General features: G+C 67.8%; 16 protein-coding genes. 9 read left to right on the forward strand and 7 right to left on the reverse strand.

Annotation, left to right across the window (positions count from 1 at the left end):
- Position 1 precedes the first annotated feature (1 nt).
- Positions 2-613 carry a DUF1850 domain-containing protein gene (locus Tchar_RS14340; protein ID WP_144329159.1) on the forward strand — a complete coding sequence of 204 codons (612 nt, stop codon included), beginning with the start codon at positions 2-4 and terminating at the stop codon, positions 611-613.
- On the opposite strand, the gene Tchar_RS11525 is transcribed toward Tchar_RS14340, so the two are convergent.
- Both Tchar_RS11525 and Tchar_RS11530 read right to left on the reverse strand, forming a co-directional pair.
- A complete protein-coding gene (locus Tchar_RS11525; protein ID WP_144329160.1) occupies positions 582-1,535 on the reverse strand; it encodes an alpha-E domain-containing protein in 954 nt (317 codons plus the stop codon). The genes Tchar_RS14340 and Tchar_RS11525 overlap by 32 nt on opposite strands.
- A gap of 33 nt (positions 1,536-1,568) precedes the next feature.
- Positions 1,569-3,023, reverse strand: coding sequence for a circularly permuted type 2 ATP-grasp protein (locus Tchar_RS11530; protein WP_144329161.1), 1,455 nt, complete (start codon positions 3,021-3,023; stop codon positions 1,569-1,571).
- A gap of 141 nt (positions 3,024-3,164) precedes the next feature.
- Between Tchar_RS11530 and Tchar_RS11535 the strand changes: the two genes are divergently transcribed.
- Positions 3,165-5,012, forward strand: a complete 1,848-nt coding sequence (locus Tchar_RS11535) for an EAL domain-containing protein (protein ID WP_161595516.1) — start codon at positions 3,165-3,167, stop codon at positions 5,010-5,012.
- On the opposite strand, the gene Tchar_RS11540 is transcribed toward Tchar_RS11535, so the two are convergent.
- Positions 4,919-7,441 carry a DNA internalization-related competence protein ComEC/Rec2 gene (locus tag Tchar_RS11540; protein ID WP_236640446.1) on the reverse strand — a complete coding sequence of 841 codons (2,523 nt, stop codon included), beginning with the start codon at positions 7,439-7,441 and terminating at the stop codon, positions 4,919-4,921. The two genes, Tchar_RS11535 and Tchar_RS11540, sit on opposite strands and share 94 nt — an antisense overlap.
- A gap of 173 nt (positions 7,442-7,614) precedes the next feature.
- On the opposite strand from Tchar_RS11540, the gene Tchar_RS11545 reads away from it, so the two are divergent.
- Positions 7,615-8,625 (forward strand): transglutaminase family protein, encoded by a 1,011-nt coding sequence (locus Tchar_RS11545; RefSeq protein WP_144329163.1) that lies wholly within the window; start codon positions 7,615-7,617, stop codon positions 8,623-8,625.
- Entirely contained in the window at positions 8,622-9,092 is a 471-nt protein-coding gene (locus tag Tchar_RS11550) for a RidA family protein (RefSeq protein ID WP_144329164.1), read from the forward strand. The genes Tchar_RS11545 and Tchar_RS11550 overlap by 4 nt, the downstream gene beginning before the upstream one ends.
- A gap of 33 nt (positions 9,093-9,125) precedes the next feature.
- Here Tchar_RS11550 and parC read toward each other — a convergent pair whose 3' ends face one another.
- Positions 9,126-11,534: a DNA topoisomerase IV subunit A gene (gene parC / locus Tchar_RS11555; protein WP_144329165.1), complete on the reverse strand. Its 2,409-nt coding sequence runs from the start codon at positions 11,532-11,534 to the stop codon at positions 9,126-9,128.
- 73 nt (positions 11,535-11,607) lie between these two features.
- Between parC and Tchar_RS11560 the strand changes: the two genes are divergently transcribed.
- Positions 11,608-12,015, forward strand: a complete 408-nt coding sequence (locus tag Tchar_RS11560; protein ID WP_144329173.1) for a diacylglycerol kinase — start codon at positions 11,608-11,610, stop codon at positions 12,013-12,015.
- A gap of 101 nt (positions 12,016-12,116) precedes the next feature.
- Here the strand turns inward: Tchar_RS11560 and Tchar_RS11565 are convergent, their stop codons facing one another.
- Positions 12,117-14,102 (reverse strand): DNA topoisomerase IV subunit B, encoded by a 1,986-nt coding sequence (locus Tchar_RS11565; RefSeq protein ID WP_144329166.1) that lies wholly within the window; start codon positions 14,100-14,102, stop codon positions 12,117-12,119.
- A gap of 543 nt (positions 14,103-14,645) precedes the next feature.
- Between Tchar_RS11565 and Tchar_RS11570 the strand changes: the two genes are divergently transcribed.
- From Tchar_RS11570 to bamC, 4 genes are all read left to right on the forward strand, one after another.
- Positions 14,646-15,872, forward strand: coding sequence for an MFS transporter (locus tag Tchar_RS11570; protein ID WP_144329167.1), 1,227 nt, complete (start codon positions 14,646-14,648; stop codon positions 15,870-15,872).
- Positions 15,873-16,095: 223 nt separating this feature from the next.
- Complete coding sequence (locus Tchar_RS11575) at positions 16,096-16,722, forward strand: class I SAM-dependent methyltransferase (protein ID WP_236640447.1); 627 nt, start codon at positions 16,096-16,098, stop codon at positions 16,720-16,722.
- Positions 16,723-16,924: 202 nt separating this feature from the next.
- Positions 16,925-17,812: a 4-hydroxy-tetrahydrodipicolinate synthase gene (gene dapA, locus Tchar_RS11580; protein WP_144329168.1), complete on the forward strand. Its 888-nt coding sequence runs from the start codon at positions 16,925-16,927 to the stop codon at positions 17,810-17,812.
- Between the two features lie 34 nt (positions 17,813-17,846).
- Complete coding sequence (gene bamC / locus Tchar_RS11585; RefSeq protein ID WP_144329169.1) at positions 17,847-18,965, forward strand: outer membrane protein assembly factor BamC; 1,119 nt, start codon at positions 17,847-17,849, stop codon at positions 18,963-18,965.
- A 112-nt stretch (positions 18,966-19,077) separates the two neighbouring features.
- On the opposite strand, the gene ahpF is transcribed toward bamC, so the two are convergent.
- Both ahpF and ahpC read right to left on the reverse strand, forming a co-directional pair.
- A complete protein-coding gene (ahpF, locus tag Tchar_RS11590) occupies positions 19,078-20,667 on the reverse strand; it encodes an alkyl hydroperoxide reductase subunit F (RefSeq protein WP_144329170.1) in 1,590 nt (529 codons plus the stop codon).
- A 193-nt stretch (positions 20,668-20,860) separates the two neighbouring features.
- Entirely contained in the window at positions 20,861-21,424 is a 564-nt protein-coding gene (gene ahpC / locus Tchar_RS11595; protein ID WP_144329171.1) for an alkyl hydroperoxide reductase subunit C, read from the reverse strand.
- Positions 21,425-21,914 lie beyond the last annotated feature (490 nt).

Raw genomic sequence — 21,914 nt, forward strand, 5'->3', positions numbered from 1 at the left:
TGTGCGTCGAGACACACGAGACCTGGCTGGAGGACAGCCGTTACCTGAACATGACGCTCCTTTCGGAGCAGAAAAAGGAGGCGTTGAGACTGGCCGCCTGAAGCGGCCGCGCGCTGTCGTCATCGCTCCGGGCTACGCCCTCCGCGACAACGACAGCGCAAACAGGATCAACCAATTACCTGATCACCAATTTGCACAACTTGACGCACACAACTGCTGGACCCACTCGATCGAGCGCGTGCGCTGGCAAGAGTGGTACACCCCATCCTTGCCCCCATATGGGCTGGGCTGGCAGGCTCAGCGCGTGCGGGTGCTGGGCTCGGGCGCCGGCATGGAACCCGCCCCCGATGCGGTGTGGCACGTCGGTGGCTATGAATGGACGCCCCAGGCGCCGCCGCTGGCAGCGCTGCATCTGATGGCCTCGCCCTACGTCACGGACTACACGCTGTGCCTGGATGAGCAGTGTCGGCCGCTGCGCCGGTGGTTGGATGGCGCCACGGCATCCGCCCAGGGCACCGCCACGGTCGTGCCGAGTGCTGCGGCGATGGCCGTGCGTCTGCGCCCTTGCCGCGCCACCGCCCCTACGCCACCGGCAGCAAATAGGTCTGACTGATGCGGGTACCCAGCGCGTTGACGCGCTCCAGAAATTGGGTCAGAAAGGCGTGCAGGCCATGGGCCAGTATTTCATCGATGCGGGCAAAGCGCAACTCAGCGCGCAGCCGCCCGGCGTGGCGCTGGGCCTCGGCGGAGTGGTCGTTGCGCACCGCCTCCAGATTGCGTACCACCTCCTCCATGCACGCCGCCAAGCTGCGGGGCATGTCGGGCCGCAGAATCAACAGCTCGGCCACCCGCTCAGGCGTGATGACGCTGCGGTAGATCTTGCGGTAGATCTCGAACGCGCTGACACTGCGCAGGATACTGCTCCAATGGTAGAAGTCGGTCGTGGTCTCGCCGCTGCCATCGACCACCCCGCCCGCCGGCGCCCCGTGAAACTTGACGTCCAGCATGCGCGCGGTGTTGTCGGCACGCTCCAAAAAGGTGCCCAGGCGCAGGAAATGAAACGCCTCGTCCTGCAGCATGGTGCCGTAGGCTACGCCGCGCGAGACATGCGAGCGGAATTTGACCCACTCGAAAAATTCGCCTGGATCGCGTTCGAACGCGCCGCTGGCGAGCACGCGCTGCAGCTCCAGCCAGGTCTGGTTGTGCGCCTCCCATAGCTCGGTGGTGAGGACCCCGCGCACCGCGCGCGCGTTTTCACGCGCCGCACGCAGGCAGCTGACGATGCTGGAGGGGTTGCGCTCGTCGCGCACCATGAAGTGCAGTACGTCACGCGCACTGATCTCACGGTACTGCGCGTCGTAGGCTGGCATCAGCTCGCTGATGCGCAGCAACCCCTCCCAACCACGGCGCGCGCCGTCGTCGCTTTGTGGCAGCAACGCGGTCTGCACGTGCACATCGAGCATGCGGGCGGTATTTTCGGCCCGCTCCATGTAGCGCGCCATCCAGAACAAATGATCGGCGGTGCGTGACAGCATAGATGTCTCCAAGGGGGCTGGCACGGGTGCGTCTCAGGCCTCCAACACCCAGGTGTCCTTGGTGCCGCCGCCCTGTGACGAGTTGACGACCAGAGAGCCTTCGCGCAGCGCCACCCGGGTCAAGCCACCGGGGACGACCTGCACGGTCCGGCCGGACAGCACGAACGGGCGCAAATCGATGTGGCGCGGCGCGATACCCTGCTCAACGTAGGTGGGACAGGTGGACAACGCCAGCGTCGGCTGTGCGATATATTGCTCTGGCTGGGCACGCAGCGCGGCCGCGAAACGTTCGCGCTCAGCGCGCGAGGCGCTGGGGCCAATCAGCATGCCGTAGCCGCCGGCGCCGTGCACTTCCTTGACGACCAGTTCGTCCAGGTGGTCCAGGATGTACGCCAGATCGTGTGGATCACGGCCGATGTACGTGGGTACATTGGCCAGAATCGGCGCCTCACCCAAATAAAACTCGATCATCTTCGGCACATAGGGGTAAATGGACTTGTCGTCGGCCACTCCGGTGCCGATGGCGTTGCACAGCGTCACATGGCCGCGCCGATACGCCTCCAGCAAGCCGGCACACCCCAGCGTCGAATCGGGCCGAAAGGCCAAGGGATCCAAAAAATCGTCGTCGATACGGCGGTAGATCACGTCCACCCGCTGTGGCCCGCGCGTCGTGCGCATGTAGACGTAGCCGTCGCGTGCAAACAGATCCTGCCCCTCCACCAGCTCCACGCCCATTTGCTGCGCCAAAAACGCATGCTCGAAGTAGGCGCTGTTGTAAATGCCTGGGGTCAGTACCACCACCGTCGGCTCGGATGCATGCGGCGGCGCCACCGAGCGCAGGGTCTGCAGCAACAGATCCGGGTAGTGCGCCACTGGCGCCACCCGGTGCTCGCGAAACAGCTCCGGAAACAGCCGCATCATCATGCTGCGGTCTTCCAGCATGTAACTCACGCCGGAGGGCACGCGCAGATTGTCCTCCAGCACGTAGAAGACGCCCTCTTGTGGTGCATCCGGGCGTGGCGCACGCACGATGTCGATGCCCGCGATGTGGGCATAGACGTCACCCGGCACCGCCAATCCCTGCATTTCGGCACGGTATTGGGCATTGTGCCGCACGGCATCGGCCGGCACCACGCCGGCGCGCAAAATGTCTTGGTCGTGATAAATATCGTAGAGAAAGCGGTTGAGGGCTGCGACGCGCTGCACCAAACCGCGCTGCAACAACTGCCACTCATGCGCCGGGATGATGCGCGGAATGACGTCGAAGGGGATCAGGCGCTCGGTGCCGGCGCCGTCCTCGTCTTTGTCACCGTAGACCGCGAACGTGATGCCGACGCGACGAAACAGCAGCTCCGCTTCCTCGCGCCGGGCAGCCATACGCTGCGCGGGTTGCTGCGCCAGCCAGCGCGCGTAGGCGGCGTAATGGGGCCGCACGCGACCATCGGCAGCCGTCATCTCGTCGTATCCGGGAGACTGTTTGATGTCCATGCGCTCATCGTAGCAAGGCATGGGCCAGCGCGCACACGCCTTCGCCCCCACGGGGGGCGCGCCAGCCGACTGTCACACGCCGGTCATCGGACCCCGGCACCATATTGCGCGATGTTTCTGCCGCAGCCTTTCATTCATGCCATGCCGGAGACCCTTCGTGACGCCGATCCGCACAGTGTGCGGCGGTTGATCGCCGCGCAGGGGCTGCAGATGCATCTGCAGCCCATCATCGACGTGGCGGCCCACCGCGTCATCGGCCACGAGGCACTGGTGCGCACCCCGGCCGGGTGCGCGTGGCGCACCCCCGAGCAGCTGTTCGACGCCGCCGCGCGCGAGGGCTGCATCCTGGAGTTGGAGTTGGCCTGTGTGCGCACCGCCCTGCAGCGGCGGCTCGAGGGCGCGCTGCACGGGCTGTTGTTCATCAACGTCAGCGCCACCGCACTGGTGCGGCGCGCGCTCGATGCCGCCTCGCGCGGCTGGCACGGTGGCACCATGGGACAAACCTTGCCGCTGGCGGGTGTGGTGCTGGAGGTCACCGAACACGAGCGCGTGCACGACATTGACGCCCTGCAGCAGGCGTTGGCGGTGTGGCGCGGCGCTGGCGCCGCCTTGGCGCTGGACGACTTTGGCGACGGCCGCTCCAGCCTGCGCCTGTGGTCGGAGCTGCACCCGGAGTACGTGAAGATCGACAAGTACTTCACACGCCAGGTACACACCAATGGCCACAAGCTGCAAACGCTGCGCGCGCTGCAGCACTTGGCGCAGACGTTCGGCGCCCAGCTCATCGCCGAAGGGGTCGAACAGGCCGACGAACTGCGTGTCTTGCGCGACCTGGGCATTCCGCTGGCGCAAGGCTATCTATTTGGCCGTCCGCAACCCGAGCCGATCTGCGAGCTACCAGCCGACGCACTGACGGTGTTGCGCGAGCGTGAAATCGCCGTCTTACCCGAGGCGCACCGCGTCGTCAACCGTGCCCTGACCGCACGCGCCCTGCTGATCACCGCGCCCACATTGGGGCCGCGCGACACCAACGAGCAGGCACTGGAGTGCTTCCGCGGTCACCCCGGTCTGCACGCCATCGCCATCGTCGATGATGGGCGGCCGGTCGGCTTGTTGGCGCGGCGCGTGCTGCAGGAGCGCGCCCTGCACCGCTACTTCCGTGAGCTCCAGGGGCGCGATCGCTGTCTGACCCTGGCCAACCAGGAGCCGCTGTGCGTGGACGTGCACACCCCGATCGAACGCCTAACCGAGGTGTTGACCTCGGCCGACCAGACCTATCTGCGCGATGGTTTCATCCTCACCGATCAAGGCCGCTATGTGGGCTTGGGCACCGGCGAGCAATTGGTGCGCCGCGTCACCGAGGCGCGCATCGAGGCCGCGCGCCACGCCAATCCGCTGACCTCGTTGCCGGGCAACGTGCCGCTGACCCTGCACATCGAACGCCTGCTGGAAAACGGCGAGCCCTTCACCGCCTGTTACGCCGACTTGAACCACTTCAAGGCCTTCAACGATCACTACGGCTACTGGCGCGGCGATGAGATGATTCGTCTGCAGGCGCGCTGCCTGAGCGCGGCCTGCGATCCCCGCCGGGATTTCATCGGCCACGTCGGCGGCGACGACTTCGTATTGCTGATGCAAAGTCCCGACTGGGAGCCGCGCCTGCAGGCGGCGGTACACAGCTTCAACGAGCAAGCGCGCACGCTCTACGACGAGGCAGCGCGCCAAGCCGGCGGCATCATGGCCGAGGATCGCCACGGCACGCTGCGGTTCCACCCGCTGACCACCGTCAGCATCGGCGTGCTGCGCGTGCAACCCGGGCACTACCGCACCGCCGAACAAGTGGCCAGCGCCGCCGCGCACGCCAAGCACCAGGCCAAACTCAGCCGCAGCGGCCTTTATTCGCTCGACAGCGCACCCATCGAACCGGCCGCCGGCGCCGGCGCGCCCGCCGTATCAACGGCGGAGGCCGGAGCCGACGCGCGCCAGTAGCGCCGCACGCGCACCCGCTCGCACGTCAACTCGCGCGGGGCATCGCTGCGCCACGTCACTGCCCCGCACGCGGCCGTATTGGCCCACGGAATGTCGCGCGCCTGCACGCGTTCGATCACCGCTCGGTGCGGGTGCCCGTAGCGATTGCGCCAGCCGGCCTGGAATACCACCGCGGCGGGCTGCAGCGCATCCAGCCAAGCGGCGCTGGTGGACGTGCGGCTGCCGTGGTGCGCCGCCACCAGCAAGCCGGCGCGGACATTGGGCAGAGCATGCAGGATCTGGTGCTCCTCCGCAGCCCGGATGTCCCCAACCAGCCAGGCCGAGCGCTCGTCCTCACCGATGCGCAGCACACAGGAGCGCGCATTGTCCCCCCCATCCGGCGGTGGCTCCCAGTCGGGCGACGGTGGGTGCACGAAGGCAAACCGCACCCCGTCCCACTCCCATGCGACGCCGGCCGCGCAGCGCTGCGCCGTCACCGGGACGCGCGCGCCGGGATCGAACGAGGCCCACCACAGCGCGCTCGGGAAGGCCTGTGCCAGCGTGACCATGCCCGCCGCGTGGTCGCTGTCGTCATGACTGATGACGATGGCATCGGCGCGCGCGCCCAACGCCTGCAACCAAGGCAGCAGCACCCGTTCGGCCGCGTTGGTGCTTCCCTGCGGCGGCCCGCTGTCATAGATGAGGGTGTGGCGCGCCGTGCGCACGATGGCGGCGCTGCCCTGCCCCACGTCGGGCAAAATCACCTCGAACGTCCCCGGTGCCGGCACTGGTGCCTGATAGGCCAACGCCGGCCACAGCAGCAAAGCCGCCCACCAGCGCGCGCGCCACGGCACCCGCGCCACCAGCACGAATGCCCCCACCCCCGCCGCCACGGCCAGCGGCCATGGTACCGCCGGGCGCGTCCACACCGCCGCCGGCCACGCCGCCAGCGCGTGCAGCAGCGCCAGCAGCCCGTGCGCCAGCTGCGCCGCGGCATCCCACAGTGGCGCCCACAACACCCCCATCAGCGCCAGCGGCGTCAACGCCCAGGTCACCCACGGAACGGCCACCAGATTGGCCAGCAGCCCCACGAGTGACACCTGCCCAAACCACCACAAGGTCAGCGGCGCCAGCCCCAATGTCACCGCCCACTGCGTACGCCACAGCGCCAGTGCCGCCGCACGCCAGCGCCCAAGGCCATGGCCCAGCGCCAGGGCCAAGGCATCGCGCTGAAACAGCACCGCCACGGCGGCAAAGCTCAGCCAAAAACCCGGCTGCAGCGGCGCCCACGGGTCGAGCCCGAGCGCAGTGGCCAGGGCCACCAACCATGTCACCCACCACGGCCAACGCCGCCCGCCCAGTTGCGTGAGCACGAACAACGCCAGCATGACCACCGTGCGCTGGGCTGGCACGCCCCAGCCTGCAAAGAGCGCGTACAGGCCAGCCAACGCCACCCCGCCCACGCCCGCTGCCCAGGGCAGTGCCACACGCAGCGCCAGCGCCGGCCACCGGCGTGCCGCCAGTCGCCACAGGATGCCCACCGCCGCCACCGCCACGTAAGCAAACATCGTGACGTGCAGTCCCGAGATCGCCACCAAGTGAGCCACGCCGGTGGCGCGAATGGCGTTCCAGTCGTGCGCGGCAATCGCCGCCTGCTCGCCCGTGACCAAAGCGATCACCAGCCCGGCACCGCTGCCTTGGCCCTGCAGCCGGGCGCGCATGGCATCGCGCACGGCGGTGCGGGCGCGCTCGATCGGATATCGCCACGCCACATCGCCCACGCGCCGCGGTGGGGGTGCGTTTGCCGTCACGACGACGCTACCGGTGGCCACCACCCCCTCGCGCCACAGCCACGCTTCGGCATCGAAGCCATGGGGATTGGCCGCTGCGCGCGGCGGGCGCAGGCGCACGGTGCCGCTCCAGATCTGCCCAGGGGCCAGCGCCGGCAGCGCCGCACCTTCACGCCCGGCCGCCGACCGCCAGCGCAATCGCACCGGCAGTGCAAGCGCCTCCACGCCCTCGGTGGGAGCGCCCAGGCGCAGCAACTCGGCATCGAACACCGCGCCCTGCGCGTCGAGCTGCGGCATGCGGGTGATGCGCCACTGCGCTGGCAGCGGCACGTCCACCGCGATGGGCAGGTCGCGATCGGCTTGCAGCGCCGCTGCACGCCAGCCCACACTGGCAAACGCCAGCAGCGCCGCCGCAGGCACCCACCCCCACGGGGGGCATGCCAGCGCACACCGGGCTGCCCGCGCCGCCATGAGCAGCACCACACCCAGCGCGACCACGGCCAGCGCCGCATACGCCGGTGCCGGCCACAACTGCGGCTGCAGCAACTGCGCGCCGCTGCCCAGCACCCAGCCCAGGCACACCGGCACCAGGGCTACGCGCGCCCAGGCCGCCGCTGTCGTCCTGCACTGCTGCCCCCCCGCGTTGCTGGCCATGCGCATGCTCACCGCTCCCTCAGGCGCCCAATCATAATGGCGCCCTGGGCACGGCTGGGACCCAACGCCATCGGCGTCGCTGGCGGCGAGGATGGCGTGGTCCCCGTCGGCACGGGCGATGGACTCACACCAATGGCCGCCGTCATCGGCGATACTGCGCGCCGTACAGGGCACAAACCATGCTGTTGTGCATTCGCCACCACACCCACTATCGCTACGAACGACCGGTGGTGCGCTCCCACCACCTGGCCCGGCTGCGCCCGCACGACGGTGCGGGGCAAAGCGTGCTGGCGTGGCGTCTGACGGTGCGGCCGACGCCGGCTTGGCGCAGCGACGAGGTCGATCCATGGCACAACCGGTGCACCCGCTTCGATTTCGACCAGCCGCACCAGACGCTGGACGTCTGGGCCGACGCGCTGGTACAAACCACGGTCCCGGCTGCCGACGCCGATGATGACGCGGCCTGGGAACAGGTGCGCGCAGCGCTGCCCTTTTTTCCAGGCGCCTCTGACGGCGGCGCGCCGACGCTGGGCCCATGGGTGCAAGCCTCGACCTACATTCCGCCGGCAGCGCTGCGGTCGAGTGCCTTGCGTCAGTATGCGCAGGCGTGTTTCGCCCCCGGCACCGGTTGGCTGCAGGGCTGCCGCGAGCTCGCCCGCCGCATACACCACGACTGGACCTACACGCCGGGCGCCACCCGGGTGGACAGCTCGGTGCTGCACGTGCTGCGCGAGCGCCGCGGCGTATGCCAGGATTTTTCGCACCTGATGATCGCCGCCCTGCGGTCCCTGGGATTGCCGGCGCGCTACGTCAGCGGTTATGTGCTGACCCAACCACCACCCGGGCAGGCACGACGGGTGGGGACCGATGCCTCGCACGCCTGGGTCGCGGTACCGTCGCGCGCCGGCTGGTACCACCTCGACCCCACACACGCCCGCTGGGGCTTGCAGCGCCCGAGCGAGGCGCACGTCGTGCTCGCGCATGGGCGCGATTACGCCGATGCGGCCCCGCTGGGCGGTGTCTTGCACGGCGGCGGACGGCACGCGCCGGTGGTCGCCGTCACCATCGCGCCGGCCGACGAGTGGGCAGCGCTGGGCCTGCACCCGCCGTGGCCCCCATCGGGCCTCTCGGCTGCCTCGGGCGCTGACTACAATGCGGCGCCGTCGTCTTTTGCACCTGACCAACCATGAGCGTCTATCAACGTCTGCACAGCCTTGGCATCACCTTGCCTCCAGTCGCCACGCCCGCTGCTGCTTATGTGCCTTTCGTGCGCAGCGGTGCCTTGGTCTTTTTGAGCGGCCACATCGCCAAGCGCGACGGTCAACCTTGGGTGGGCCAGCTCGGCCTGACGATGACGACCGCAGAGGGTCAGGCCGCGGCGCGCGCCGTCGCCATCGATTTGCTGGGCACGCTGGAGGCGGCCTGCCGCGAGGCGGGTACCGACCTCGACGGCGTGCGGCGCATCGTCAAGGTGCTCAGCCTGGTCAACTGCACCGACACCTACACCGAGCAACACCTGGTCACCAATGGCTGCTCGGAGTTGCTGGGCCAGGTCTTCGGTCCAGCCATCGGCGCCCACGCGCGCAGCGCCTTCGGGGTGGCTCAGCTGCCGCTGGGGGCGTGCGTGGAAATCGAGCTCATCGCCGAGCTGGGTTGATCAACGCGCCTGCGCCGGTGCGCTTGCCGGCGCTCACAGCACGCGCATCACGCGCGATGGCTTGAAACCGAACGCGCCGTCGCGCCCCTTGCGCCCCCGCACGCCGGCGGCACGCTCCAGGCTGCGCGCCTCCAGCACCTCGGCGCCCGGCCTACCACCGCGTCCCGTGCCTTCGACGCGCACGCTGCGCGCGTACACGGCCGCGCCAGCCAACGTATCGCCGGCCTCCAGCTTCAGCAGCATCACGCCGCGCCCGCCGTTGGCCAGCGCCTTGACCTCGTCCAAGGCGAAGGTGAGGATGCGCCCGCCGGCGCTGACGGCGCACACCCGCCGCGGCATACCTGCGACCTCGGGTAGCGTCGTGTCGCACCCCACCACGCCGTCACTCGTGGCCCACTGCAGGCGGCCGACGCCATCGATCGGTGCCGGCAGGCAGGGGCTTTCCGGCTGCTCCAACGCCATGAAGGTCTTGCCTGCCCTCAGGCGCGTGCTCATCTCGGCGATGGAGGCAACGAACCCATAGCCCGCACTGCTACTGAGCAGCCAGCGCGCGTGCGGCGGCCCCGCCACGAAGTGGCGCGGCTGGGTACCTGGCTCCAGGTCGATGAAGGCGGTGATCGGCTGGCCGTCACCGCGCGCGCCGGGCAGTTGCGCCACCGGCACGCTGTAGACGCGCCCGTTGCTGCCCAGCACGATGAGCGTGTCCACGGTACGGCACTCGAAGGTGGCGTACAGTCCGTCGCCGGCTTTGAAGGCGAAGGCTGCCGCATCGTGGCCATGCCCGCTGCGCGCGCGCACCCAGCCCTTGGCCGAAACCACCACCGTCACCGGCTCCTCCACCACCTTGATCTCGGCCACGGCGCGTTTGTCGGCCTGGATCAGCGTGCGCCGCGCATCGCCGAAGGTGCGCGCGTCGGCCTCGATTTCCTTGACCATCAGCCGCCGCAGGCTGGCCGGGTTGCCCAGGATGTCCTGCAACGCCGCTTGCTCGGCACGCAGGTCGGACAGCTCCTGTTCGATTCGGATGGCTTCCAGCCGCGCCAGCTGACGCAGGCGGATCTCCAAAATATCGTCGGCCTGACGCTCGGTGAGCGCAAAGCGCGCCATCAACGCCGCCTTGGGTTCGTCGCTGGCGCGAATCATGGCGATCACCTCGTCGATGTGCAACAGAACGATCTGCCGCCCCTCCAAAAGATGGATGCGATCCAGCACTTGCCCGAGCCGGTGCTGGGCGCGGCGCGTGATCGTGTCTTGCCGAAAGGCGATCCACTCGGTCAACAGCTGTCGCAGCGACTTGACGGTCGGCTTGCCATCCCGCCCCACCACGGTCAGGTTGATCGGCACCGACGTCTCCAGACTGGTATGCGCCAACAGCGCCGTGATCAATTCGACCTGCGGCGTGCGGCTGCTCTTGGGTTCGAACACCAGACGCACGGACGCTTCCTTACTGGACTCGTCGCGCACACCGTCGAGCACCGCGAGCAGGCTGGCCTTGAGCTGAAGCTGCTCCTGTGTCAAGGTTTTTTTTCCGGGGCGCACCTTGGGGTTGGTCAGCTCCTCGATTTCTTCCAGCACCTTCTGTGCACTGACCCCCGGCGGCAGCTCGTGCACCACCAGCTGCCACTGGCCACGCGCCAACTCTTCGATGCGCCAGCGCGCGCGCACTTTGAGACTGCCGCGGCCGCTGCGGTAGGCCTCATGGATGTCGGCCGCCGGGCTGATGATCTGCCCTCCGCCCGGATAGTCCGGCCCAGGCAGCAACGCCAGCAGGGCCTCGTCCGACAGCGCCGGATCTTTGATCAGCGCCACACAGGCCGCGGCCACCTCGCCGAGGTTGTGGCTTGGGATCTCGGTGGCCATGCCCACCGCGATGCCGCTGGCGCCGTTGAGCAAGACGAAAGGCAGGCGGGCCGGCAATTGACGCGGCTCCTCGGTGGAGCCGTCGTAATTGGGCACATAGTCCACCGTACCCTGGTCGATCTCGTCGAGCAGCAAGGTGCTGATGCGGCTCAGGCGCGCCTCGGTGTAGCGCATGGCTGCGGCGCCATCGCCATCCCGGCTGCCAAAATTGCCCTGGCCATCGATGAGTGGATAGCGCTGGGAAAAATCCTGCGCCATGCGCACCAGGGCGTCGTAGGCGGCCTGATCACCGTGCGGGTGAAAGCGCCCGAGCACGTCGCCGACCACGCGCGCACTCTTGACCGGCTTGGCCGCTGTGGCGCGGTTCGGACCGCTCCAGCCCAGCCCCATGCGCTGCATCGCGTACAAGATGCGCCGCTGCACGGGCTTGAGGCCGTCGCAGACGTCGGGCAACGCGCGACCTTTGACCACGCTCAGGGCATACTCCAGATAGGCGCGCTCGGCGTAAGCGGCCAGGCTGTCGGCGGCGCCCACCGGTTCGGTGGACCCGCGATGGGAAGGAAACGATGGATCGAGAGTCATGCTCCAATTGTCGCGCGGCGCGCACCCGACCTCGCCCACCGATGGCGACCACGACCGCCCCCCACACACAGTGATGCATCCCACCGAACCCGAGCCCACGCCCCCGACGTCGCCCCGTCCGAAACCAACCGGTTGGATCCGGCTCTGGTACGCCGCGCGCCACTCGCTCGACGGCCTGCGCGCCGGCTGGCGTGAGCCCGCGTTCCGGCAGGAGGCACTGGCCGCTGCGCTGCTACTACCAGCCGCTTTCTGGCTCGGACGCACCTGGGTGGAAATCGCGCTGCTCGTCGGCGTGGTGCTGCTGGTGATGGTGGTGGAGTTGCTCAACACCGCCGTGGAGTCGGTGGTGGACCGCGTCGGCCCCCAGTGGCACGCCTTGTCCAAGCGCGCCAAGGATCTGGGCAGCGCCGCCGTGCTGCTGGCCCTGCTGTTGTGCGTGGGCGTGTGGAGTGCGGCGCTGTGGAGCCGCCTGGGTCACTGAGGCAGGAGCCGCCCGGACCACCCTAACGCCGCAACCTGATGGACCCCGAATGCGGCGAGCGCTCGACCACAGCGCCAGCGCCCCGACCATCGACCAAAGGCTCACACGTCGATTTCGACCGCATCACCGTAGCGCTCCAGCAGTTCGCGCCGCGCGGCTGCTTCGCCTTTGCCCATCAGCAGGTTGATGCGGGCCGCCGTCGCCGCCGCATCCAAACCACCCAGGGTCACCGGCAGTAGCCGCCGCGTGTCGGGGTTGAGGGTGGTTTCCCACAACTGCTCCGCGCTCATCTCGCCCAGCCCCTTGAAGCGGCTGATGGTGCATTGGTCGCGCGGCACCCCGTCTTTGCTGCACTTGTCCAGAATCGCTGCCAACTCGCCGTCGTCCAGCGCGTAGAACTTGCCCGCCGGTTTCTTGCCGCGCGCCGGCACGTCCACCCGATACAGCGGCGGCTGGGCCACGTACACGCGTCCGGCCTCGATCAGACGCGGGAAGTGGCGGAAAAACAGCGTCAGCAACAGCACCTGGATGTGCGCGCCGTCGACATCGGCGTCACTCAAAATGCAGATCTTGCCGTAGCGCAAGCCGCTCAGATCGACCGCTTCATCGGGACCGTGCGGATCGACTCCGATGGCCACGGCGATGTCGTGGATTTCGTTGTTGGCAAACAAGCGCTCCCGCTCCACTTCCCAGGCGTTGAGCACCTTGCCGCGCAGCGGCAAAATGGCCTGGAAACTCTTGTCGCGCCCCATCTTGGCGCTGCCGCCGGCGCTGTCGCCCTCGACCAAAAACAGCTCGTTGCGCGACAGGTCGCGGCTTTCGCAGTCGGTCAGCTTGCCCGGCAGTACCGCCACCCCCGAGCCTTTGCGTTTCTCGACTTTTTGCGCTGCCCGCTGGCGGCTTTGCGCGGCGGCAATGGCCAACTCCGCCAGGCGTTTGCCGTACTCGACGTGCTGATGCAGCCACAGCTCCAGCGCCGGCCGCACGAAGCTGGCCACCAGCCGCACCGCATCGCGCGAATTCAGCCGCTCCTTGATTTGCCCTTGGAACTGGGGATCGAGCACCTTGGCCGACAGCACATAACTGGCGCGCGCGAATACGTCCTCGGGAAGCAATTTCACGCCCTTGGGCAACAGGGCGTGCAACTCGATGAAACCGCGCACGGCCTGAAACAGGCCCTCGCGCAAGCCACTGTCGTGGGTACCGCCAGCCGGCGTCGGAATGAGGTTGACGTAGCTCTCGCGCACCAGCGGCCCCTCTTCGGTGAAAGCCACCGCCCAGGCCGCACCCTCGCCCTCGGCGAAACTCTCGTGTCCCGCCTCGGCGTAGCCCTCGCCCTCGAACAGCGGGATCACCGGCTCGGCCACCAGGGTCTGCTGCAAATAGTCGCGCAATCCGCCCTTGTACTGCCAGGTCAGCGTCTCGCCGGTTTTTTCATTCGTCAGACTCACGCTGACTCCGGGCAGCAGCACGGCCTTGCTGCGCAGCAGATGCACCAACTCGGCCCAGGGCAGCGTCGGGCTGTCGAAGTAGCGCGGGTCGGGCCACACGCGCACCGAGGTGCCTTGGCGGCGCTCGCCGCTGGCCAGCGGACGCCGCGTCAGCGGCTCGACCACCGCACCGCCGGCGAAAGCCATGCGCGCCACGTGGCCGTCGCGGTGGCTGGTCACTTCCAGGCGGCGCGCCAGCGCGTTGGTCACGCTCACCCCCACCCCGTGCAACCCACCCGAAAAGCTGTAGGCGCCCCCCGTGCCCTTGTCGAACTTGCCGCCCGCGTGCAAGCGCGTGAACACCAGCTCCAACACCGGCACCTGCTCCTGCGGATGCAGTCCGTGCGGAATGCCGCGCCCGTCGTCTTCCACCGTTACCGAGCCGTCGCTGTGCAGCGTCACGCGGATGCGCTTGCCAAACCCCGCCAGCGCCTCATCGGCGGCGTTGTCGATGACCTCCTGCACGATGTGCAGGGGGTGGTCGGTGCGGGTATACATGCCAGGGCGCTGCTGAACCGGCTCCAGCCCCTTGAGCACCCGGATGGCACTTTCCGCATACCCCGCGGCGGCCATCGAAGCTTGACGAAACGCTGCCATGGCGGCCGATTGTACGAATGCGAGACCGTGGTTTTACACACTTTCGCGCGCCCGGTGCACCAGCCGGCGACACCGACGTCTCCCTCTGATGCGCGCTGCAACACTCTCGAAGGCGACATCAACATGTTGTTTTATCGACTCTTTTTTATTTGCCTAGATTTTCAGCAATCTGTTCTAGGCATTGAGCGATGAGGCTTTGCACGCGGTGACCACGGCTTGCCCACAAAGTTATCCACAGGATGCTGGGACAACCACCAAGGCTGCGTACGCATCAAGGACTTGCGCGTGACCGCGTAGACTCGATCGCAAACATACCGGCCAACCGATGCGCTGCGGTGGCGGCCGATCGCGCCGCGCCCGTGCCTGGACCACGCGTGGCGGACACGCTCCTGCCCGGCGCTGTCTCGCCCCTGCTCGCGCACGGGGCACGCACGGGCAGGACCCCCAGCCTGTGCGTCACCATGCTGGCCTCGCAAGCACGCATGGGGTGCGCACGACCGGAATGCTGCGCACATCCCAGCCGGCTGCGTTACAGTTGCATCAATGCACACCTCCACCCCGCTGTCGGCGCGCCAAGTGCTGTGGTGCGGCGCCTTGATCGTCACGCTCTCGATGGGTATCCGTCACGGCTTTGGTCTGTGGCTGCTGCCGCTGACCCAGGCGCGCGACTGGCCGCGCGAGACCTTCGCCTTGGCCATGGCGGTACAAAACCTGGCGTGGGGCTTTCTGGGTATCTTTGCCGGGATGTTGGCGGACCGTTTCGGTGCCTACCGCGTGCTGCAAGGTGGTGCCGTGCTGTACGCCGTTGGGCTGGTGGGGATGGCCCTGGCGTCAACGCCGCTGCTGTTCGCGTTGACGGCGGGAGTGCTCATCGGCGCCGCGCAGGCCGGCACCACCTACGCCATCATCTATGGGGTCATCGGGCGCCAGCTGCCGGCCGATCGGCGTTCCTGGGCCATGGGGGTGGCAGCGGCGGCGGGCTCCTTCGGTCAGTTTTTGATGGTGCCGCTGGAAGGGGCATTGATCGCTGCGCTCGATTGGCAAGGTGCACTGCTGGCGCTGGCGGGCACGGTGTTGTTGATCGCCCCGCTGGGCCGTGGCCTGCGCGAACCCGCCGCAGCGGTCGCCCCAGGAGAAACGGCCCCGCAATCGATCGGCGCGGCGGTGCGCGAAGCCTTCGGCTACCGCAGCTTTCAACTGCTGATGGCGGGCTACTTCGTCTGCGGTTTCCAGGTGGTCTTCATCGGCGTGCACATGCCCAGCTATCTGAAGGATCATGGGCTGGCGCCGCACGTGGCCAGCACTGCTTTGGCCCTCATCGGCTTGTTCAACGTCTTCGGCACCTACGCCGCCGGCGCCCTGGGCCAACGCTTGGCCAAGCGCAAGATACTCGCCGCCATCTATCTGCTGCGCTCGCTGGCCATCACCGTTTTTTTGGCATTGCCATTGACGCCGGCGACGGTGACCGTCTTCGCCGCCGTCATGGGGCTGCTGTGGCTGTCCACCGTTCCGCCCACCAATGCCATCGTCGCCCAGATCTTTGGCGTGGCCCACCTGTCGATGCTGGGCGGATTCGTCTTCTTCAGCCACCAGGTGGGCAGCTTCCTGGGCGTGTGGCTCGGCGGACGCCTCTACGACCTCACCGGAGGCTACGACGTGGTGTGGTGGCTGGCGATTGCGCTTGGCCTGTTCGCCGCCGTGGTCAATATGCCCATCCGCGAAACGCCACTGCAACGCGGCCCGCAGCGCGTCCTGAGCTCGGTGGCTTGACCCTGCGCACCGCCCCATGCTCCACGTGGCCACTTGTCCTGCGATGACACCGTGATGAATACGCCGCCTGCACCCGCCGACGCACCCCTTCCACGTCCGTGGCTGCGCTGGTTGGCCTGGGCTGTGTTCGCAGTCGCTTGCGGCCTGATCGTCGCCGCCTATCGCGCCCCCGCTTTCATGCAAACGGTGGCCGACCAGTTGTGGGCCTGTTTTTGAGCTTCGCATGCCGACCTCCGCCCCGATGACTGCCCCGACACACCCGGCGCACGCCAGCGCCCCCCCACACGCCCAGCTACCGCCCTCGACGTGGATCACACGCTTTGCCCCACTGTTGGAGACGTGCGCCAGCGCCTGCGGCACACGACATGCGCTGGACGTGGCGTGCGGCTACGGCCGCCATGCCCGCTGGCTACACGCCCACGGCTGGCACGTCACCGCCGTCGATCACGATGGCGCGGCACTGGACACACTGACCGACCTCGAACCCGGCGTGCGGCGTGTACAGGCCGACATCGAAGCCGACCCGTGGCCGCTGCCGGGCGAGCGTTTCAGCGCCATCATCGTCACCCACTACCTGTGGCGACCACTGTGGCCCACCTTGCTGGCCTCGCTGGCCGACGGCGGCGTGCTGCTGGTGGAAACCTTCGCCCAGGGCCAGGAGACGGTGGGGCGACCGCGTCGCAGCGCGTTTTTGCTGGCCCCCGGCGAGCTGCTGCAGGTGTGTGCCCCGCTGCGCGTGGTGGCCTACGAAGACGGCTATCTGTCCGATCCGCCGCGTTTCATCCAACGCATCGCCGCGGTGCGTGCACGCACCGACGCCGACCGGACAGCGCGCTATCCCCTGCCCTGAATGGCCAGCGCCCGCATGGAGCTCGTCGTCGTTGTCCGCACGCACGCTACCCATGACCGGAGCGTTGGCGCCACCGCCTGTATCGGCCCGTGGCACGCTGCACGCACACGAGCCGCGTCCGGTGGCGACCGCACCCCCGCACAAGCGGCGGCGCGCTGGTTAGAATGGCCGCTTATCGCACGCATCGGATCGTCCATTTCCCATGAAGCCCATCACCGGCAGCATCGTCGCCCTCGTCACGCCCATGCATGACGACGGCAGCGTCGACTACGACACCCTGCGCAAGCTCATCGACTGGCACATCGAACAAGGCACCGACTGCATCGGCGTCGTGGGCACCACCGGCGAGTCGCCCACCGTCAGCGTCGAGGAACACTGCGAAATCATCCGCGTCGCCGTCGAGCAGGCGGCCGGGCGCTGCCCGATCATGGCCGGCTGCGGCGGCAACTCCACGCGCGAAGCCATCGCCCTGGCCGAATATGCCCGCCGTGTGGGCGCGGACTGCCAGCTGCAGGTCGTGCCCTACTACAACAAGCCAACCCAGGAAGGGCTGTACCGCCACTTCAAGGCGATCGCGGAGGCCACCGGCGACCTGCCCATCATCCTGTACAACGTGCCCGGGCGCACCGTCGCCGACCTGCTGCCCGAGACGGCGCTGCGCCTGGCCGAAGTCCCCGGCATCGTCGGCATCAAGGAAGCCACCGGCAACCTCGAGCGCGCCCAGTGGCTGATCCGCGAAAAGCCCGCCCACTTCGCGGTCTACTCCGGGGACGACGCCACCGCGGTAGCCTTGATGCTGTGTGGCGGTCAGGGCAACGTCAGCGTCACCGCCAACGTGGCGCCGCGCCTGATGCACGAGCTGTGCATGGCCGCCATCGCCGGCGATGCCCGCACCGCCATGCGTCTGCAGATGCAGCTGCTGCCGCTACACAAGCAGCTCTTCGTCGAGGCCAACCCGATTCCGGTCAAGTGGGCCATGGCGCGGCTGGGCCTGTGTGGACCGGCGCTGCGCCTGCCACTGACGCCGCTGTCGCCCGCCCACCACGGCACCGTGGAGAGCGCGCTGCGCGCCGCTGGCTTGCTTGCTTGACGCCCCTTTGCCCCTACGTGGAAGGCTGCCCATCATGCCCAACCGTTCCCTCCTGCTTCGGCTCGCTCCCGTGACGGCAGCGCTGCTGCTGGCCAGCGGCTGCTCGGTGCTGGAAGAAACCCGTATCGACTACAAGAGTGCCAAGCAGATCAATACACTGGAAGTCCCGCCCGACCTGACCCAGCTCACGCGCGAGACGCGCTATGCCCTGCCGGGCGATGCCGTCACCGCTTCTGGCTACCAAGCCGCCGCCGCGGCCCGGCCCAGCGCAGCGGCCGCCGCGCCGCAACAGATCGGTGACGTGCGCATCGAGCGCGCCGGCAACCAGCGCTGGCTGGTGGTGGACCGCGCCCCCGAAACACTGTGGCCGGCGCTGCGCGACTTCTGGCAGGAAAACGGTTTTCTGCTGACCATCGACCAACCGCAGCTGGGCCTGATGGAGACCGACTGGGCCGAAAACCGCGCCAAGATTCCGCAGGACATCATCCGCGCCACCATCGGCAAACTGTTCGACAACCTGTACTCCACCGGCGAGCGCGACAAATTCCGCACCCGTGTCGAGCGCAGCGCCAGCGGCGGCAGCGAGATCTATATCAGCCACCGCGGCATGGTCGAGGTGTATTCCAACGAACGCAAAGACAACACCGTCTGGCAACCGCGTCCGGCCGACCCCGAGCTGGAGGCCGAATTTTTGCGCCGCCTGATGGTCAAGCTCGGCGTCACGCAAGAGCAGGCCCAGGCGGCGTTGGCCGCGGGTGTGCGGCCGCCGGTGGCCCGCGTCGAGACGCTCGATGGCCAGCCCACCGTCGTCATCGACGAGAATTTCGACCGTGCCTGGCGGCGCGTCGGCTTGGCGCTGGACCGCAGCGGCTTCACCGTCGAGGACCGCAACCGCAGCGAGGGGCTGTATTACGTGCGCTACGTCGCCGCTGACGCGCAGACTGGCGCAGCGCGCGAGCCTGGCTTCCTCGGTCGCATCACCGGCTTCTTTAGCCGCAGCGACGCGCCGGCCGCGCAGCCCAATCGTTACCAAATTCGCGTCGCGGGCAATGGCGAGCGCACCACGGTACGCATCTTCAACGCCAATGGACAGCCCGAGACATCGGCCACGGCGCAGCGCATCGCGCAATTGCTGGCCGACGATCTGAAGTAAAGCGTCTGGGATTGGTTGCGCGGCGGACACGGGCCACGACCACCGTGTCGCCAAGGGCTGCAGCAGCCCAGGCGAGCGCCCGCTGGCGTCGGCAACGGGCGCTGCGTTCTTCTCAGGCCGCCACGGCCTCTTGTGCCTGCGGCAGCGGCGTGCGGATCAGATAGTCGAACGCCGACAGCGCCGCCTTCGCTCCCTCGCCCGCCGCGATCACGATTTGTTTGTACGGCGTCGTCGTGCAATCGCCGGCGGCAAACACGCCGGGCACGTTGGTCTGGCCCTTGGCGTCCACCACGATTTCGCCGAAGCGGTTGCGCTCGACCACCCCGTCGAGCCACTCGGTATTGGGTACCAAGCCGATTTGCACGAACACGCCCTCCAGCGCCAGCGTTTGCTCGGCTCCGCTGGCACGATCGCGCCAGCGCAGGCCCGTCACCCGCTGCCCATCACCCTCGATGGCCAGCGTCTGCGCCTGGGTCAAGACGGTGACGTTGGGCAGGCTCTTGAGCTTGCTCACCAACACCGCATCCGCTTTGAGCTGATCGGCAAACTCCAGCAGCGTCACGTGCGCCACGATCCCGGCCAGATCGATAGCAGCCTCCACCCCGGAGTTGCCACCGCCAATCACCGCCACGCGCTTGCCTTTGAACAGCGGACCGTCGCAGTGCGGGCAATACGCGACACCGCGATTCTTGTACTCCGCCTCGCCCGGCACGTCGAGGTTACGCCAGCGCGCGCCGGTGGCCAGCACCACGGTGCGGGCGCGCAACGTCGCCCCGCCCGCCAGCTCAACGCCCAGGAAACCACCGGGCTCGGTCGCCGGGTGCAGGGCCTGTACGCTTTGCCCCTCCATCAGGTCCACCCCATAGTGGCGCACATGGGCCTGCAGGGCGGCGGCGAAGCGGGGGCCATCGGTCTGCAGGACGGAAATGTAGTTTTCGATCGCCAGCGTATCGTTGACCTGACCGCCGAAGCGCTGCGCCACGACCCCGGTGCGAATCCCCTTGCGCGCCGCATACACCGCCGCCGCCGCTCCGGCTGGCCCGCCGCCCACCACCAGCACATCGTAGGGCTCGCGTGCCGCCAGCGCCTCGGCGGCGCGGGCGGGCGCCTCCGTATCCAGCTTGGCCAACAGCTCGGCCAGCGACTGGCGCCCCGAAGCCAACACCGCCCCGTTGTGCCACACCAGCGGCACCGCCATCACGTTGCGGCGCGCCACTTCGTCCGGGAACAAGGCGCCGTCGATCACCGTCGTGCGCACACCCGGGTTGAGCAGCGCCATCAGGCTCAGCGCCTGCACCACATCCGGGCAGTTGTGGCACGACAGCGACATATACACCTCGAACTCGTGCTCGCCGGGCAGCGCGCGCACTTGCTCCAGCAGCGCCGGCTCCACTTTGGGCGGGTGCCCGCCTGCCCACAGCAACGCCAGCACCAGCGACGTGAATTCGTGGCCCAGTGGCACGGCGGCAAAGGTCAGATTTTGGCGCCCGTCGGGCGTGCGGATGGCAAACGAGGGCCGACGCTCGGCCTGGCCGTCGCGCCGAACCCGGATTCGCCCACCCGATAAGTCGGCAATCGTTTGCAGCAGTGTGTCGAGCTCGCGTGCGCTGGCCGAGTCATCCAGCGTGGCCACCAGCTCGATCGGCTGGCTCATGCGGGCCAGATAGCCTTGCAGTTGGGTTTTCAAAGATTCGTCGAGCATGGGATAGACCTCCAATGGCGATGACTGGGTCAGCACCCTGCCGCGCCGCCCCACTTCGCCGGTGGAGGCGACATCGAAACGGCAGGTGTGCGGAGGGCAGGAGAAAGCGAGCGACTGAGCGCCGCCCGCACGGTGTCGCCACAGCGGTCCGCCCAGCGCCGCAGCGCGAGGGCGAACCGGCAGACGAGGACGATCAGATCTTGCCGACCAGCTCCAGCGACGGCGCAATCGTCTTGGCGCCCTCGTTCCACTTGGCCGGGCAGACCTCACCCGGGTGCTCGGCCACATACTTGGCGGCCTTGAGCTTGCGCAGCGTCTCCTTGACATCACGCGCGATGGCGTTGTCATGGATCTCGGCGGTCTTGATCACCCCTTCTGGGTTGACGACAAAGGTGCCGCGCAGCGCCAAACCCTCCTCCTCGATGTGCACGCCGAACGCGCGCGTCAGCGTGTGGGTCGGGTCGCCCACCAGCGGAAAGCGCGCCTTGCCCACCGCGGGGCTGGTCTCGTGCCACACCTTGTGCGAAAAGTGCGTGTCGGTGGTGACGACATACACCTCGGCGCCCAGCTTCTGAAACTCCTCGTAATGCTCGGCCGCGTCCTCGACTTCGGTCGGGCAGTTGAAGGTGAAGGCCGCCGGCATGAAGATCAGCACCGACCACTTGCCCTTGAGCGATTGATCGGTGACTTCGATGAACTTGCCATTGTGGTACGCCTGGGCCTTGAAAGCCGGCACGGTGGTGTTGATGATCGACATCGACTGTCCTTTCGTGGTTGTGTTGAGAAAACGTCATCGTTCAGGCACTCGCGGCGGCGGGGGTTCCTCGCGCCCCCAACTGCTGACCGCGGGCGCCTTCACGCATCAAATTATAGGTTCGATATATCGACATTCTTCATTGATAGTATGAATCTCATCGATTGAAAATCTTTTGCAGCGCAACATTGGGGCTGACCGCGCTCCCAAACGCCAGACCCGACGGCGAAAGCGTCACCCACAGACGTACACCTGCGCCCGCGAGAGCGCCCCCATTCGCCCAACCATCACCGTGCCATCACCTCGCTGCACGCCAGCCTGGGGCGGGTTCACACTTGCTTGTAATACGAACGATTCGTATTTGAGTTATAGTATCATGCATGCACCTCGATCGTGTCCTCAACACTTTCCCATCTCCGGAGTGATCTGCCCATGTTCCTTCTGGATCAAGCCTCACCGATGCGTACATCCCTCCCCCCAGACCCGACCCCGC

It is taken from the genome of Tepidimonas charontis (genome assembly GCF_007556685.1).
GTDB lineage: Bacteria > Pseudomonadota > Gammaproteobacteria > Burkholderiales > Burkholderiaceae_C > Tepidimonas > Tepidimonas charontis.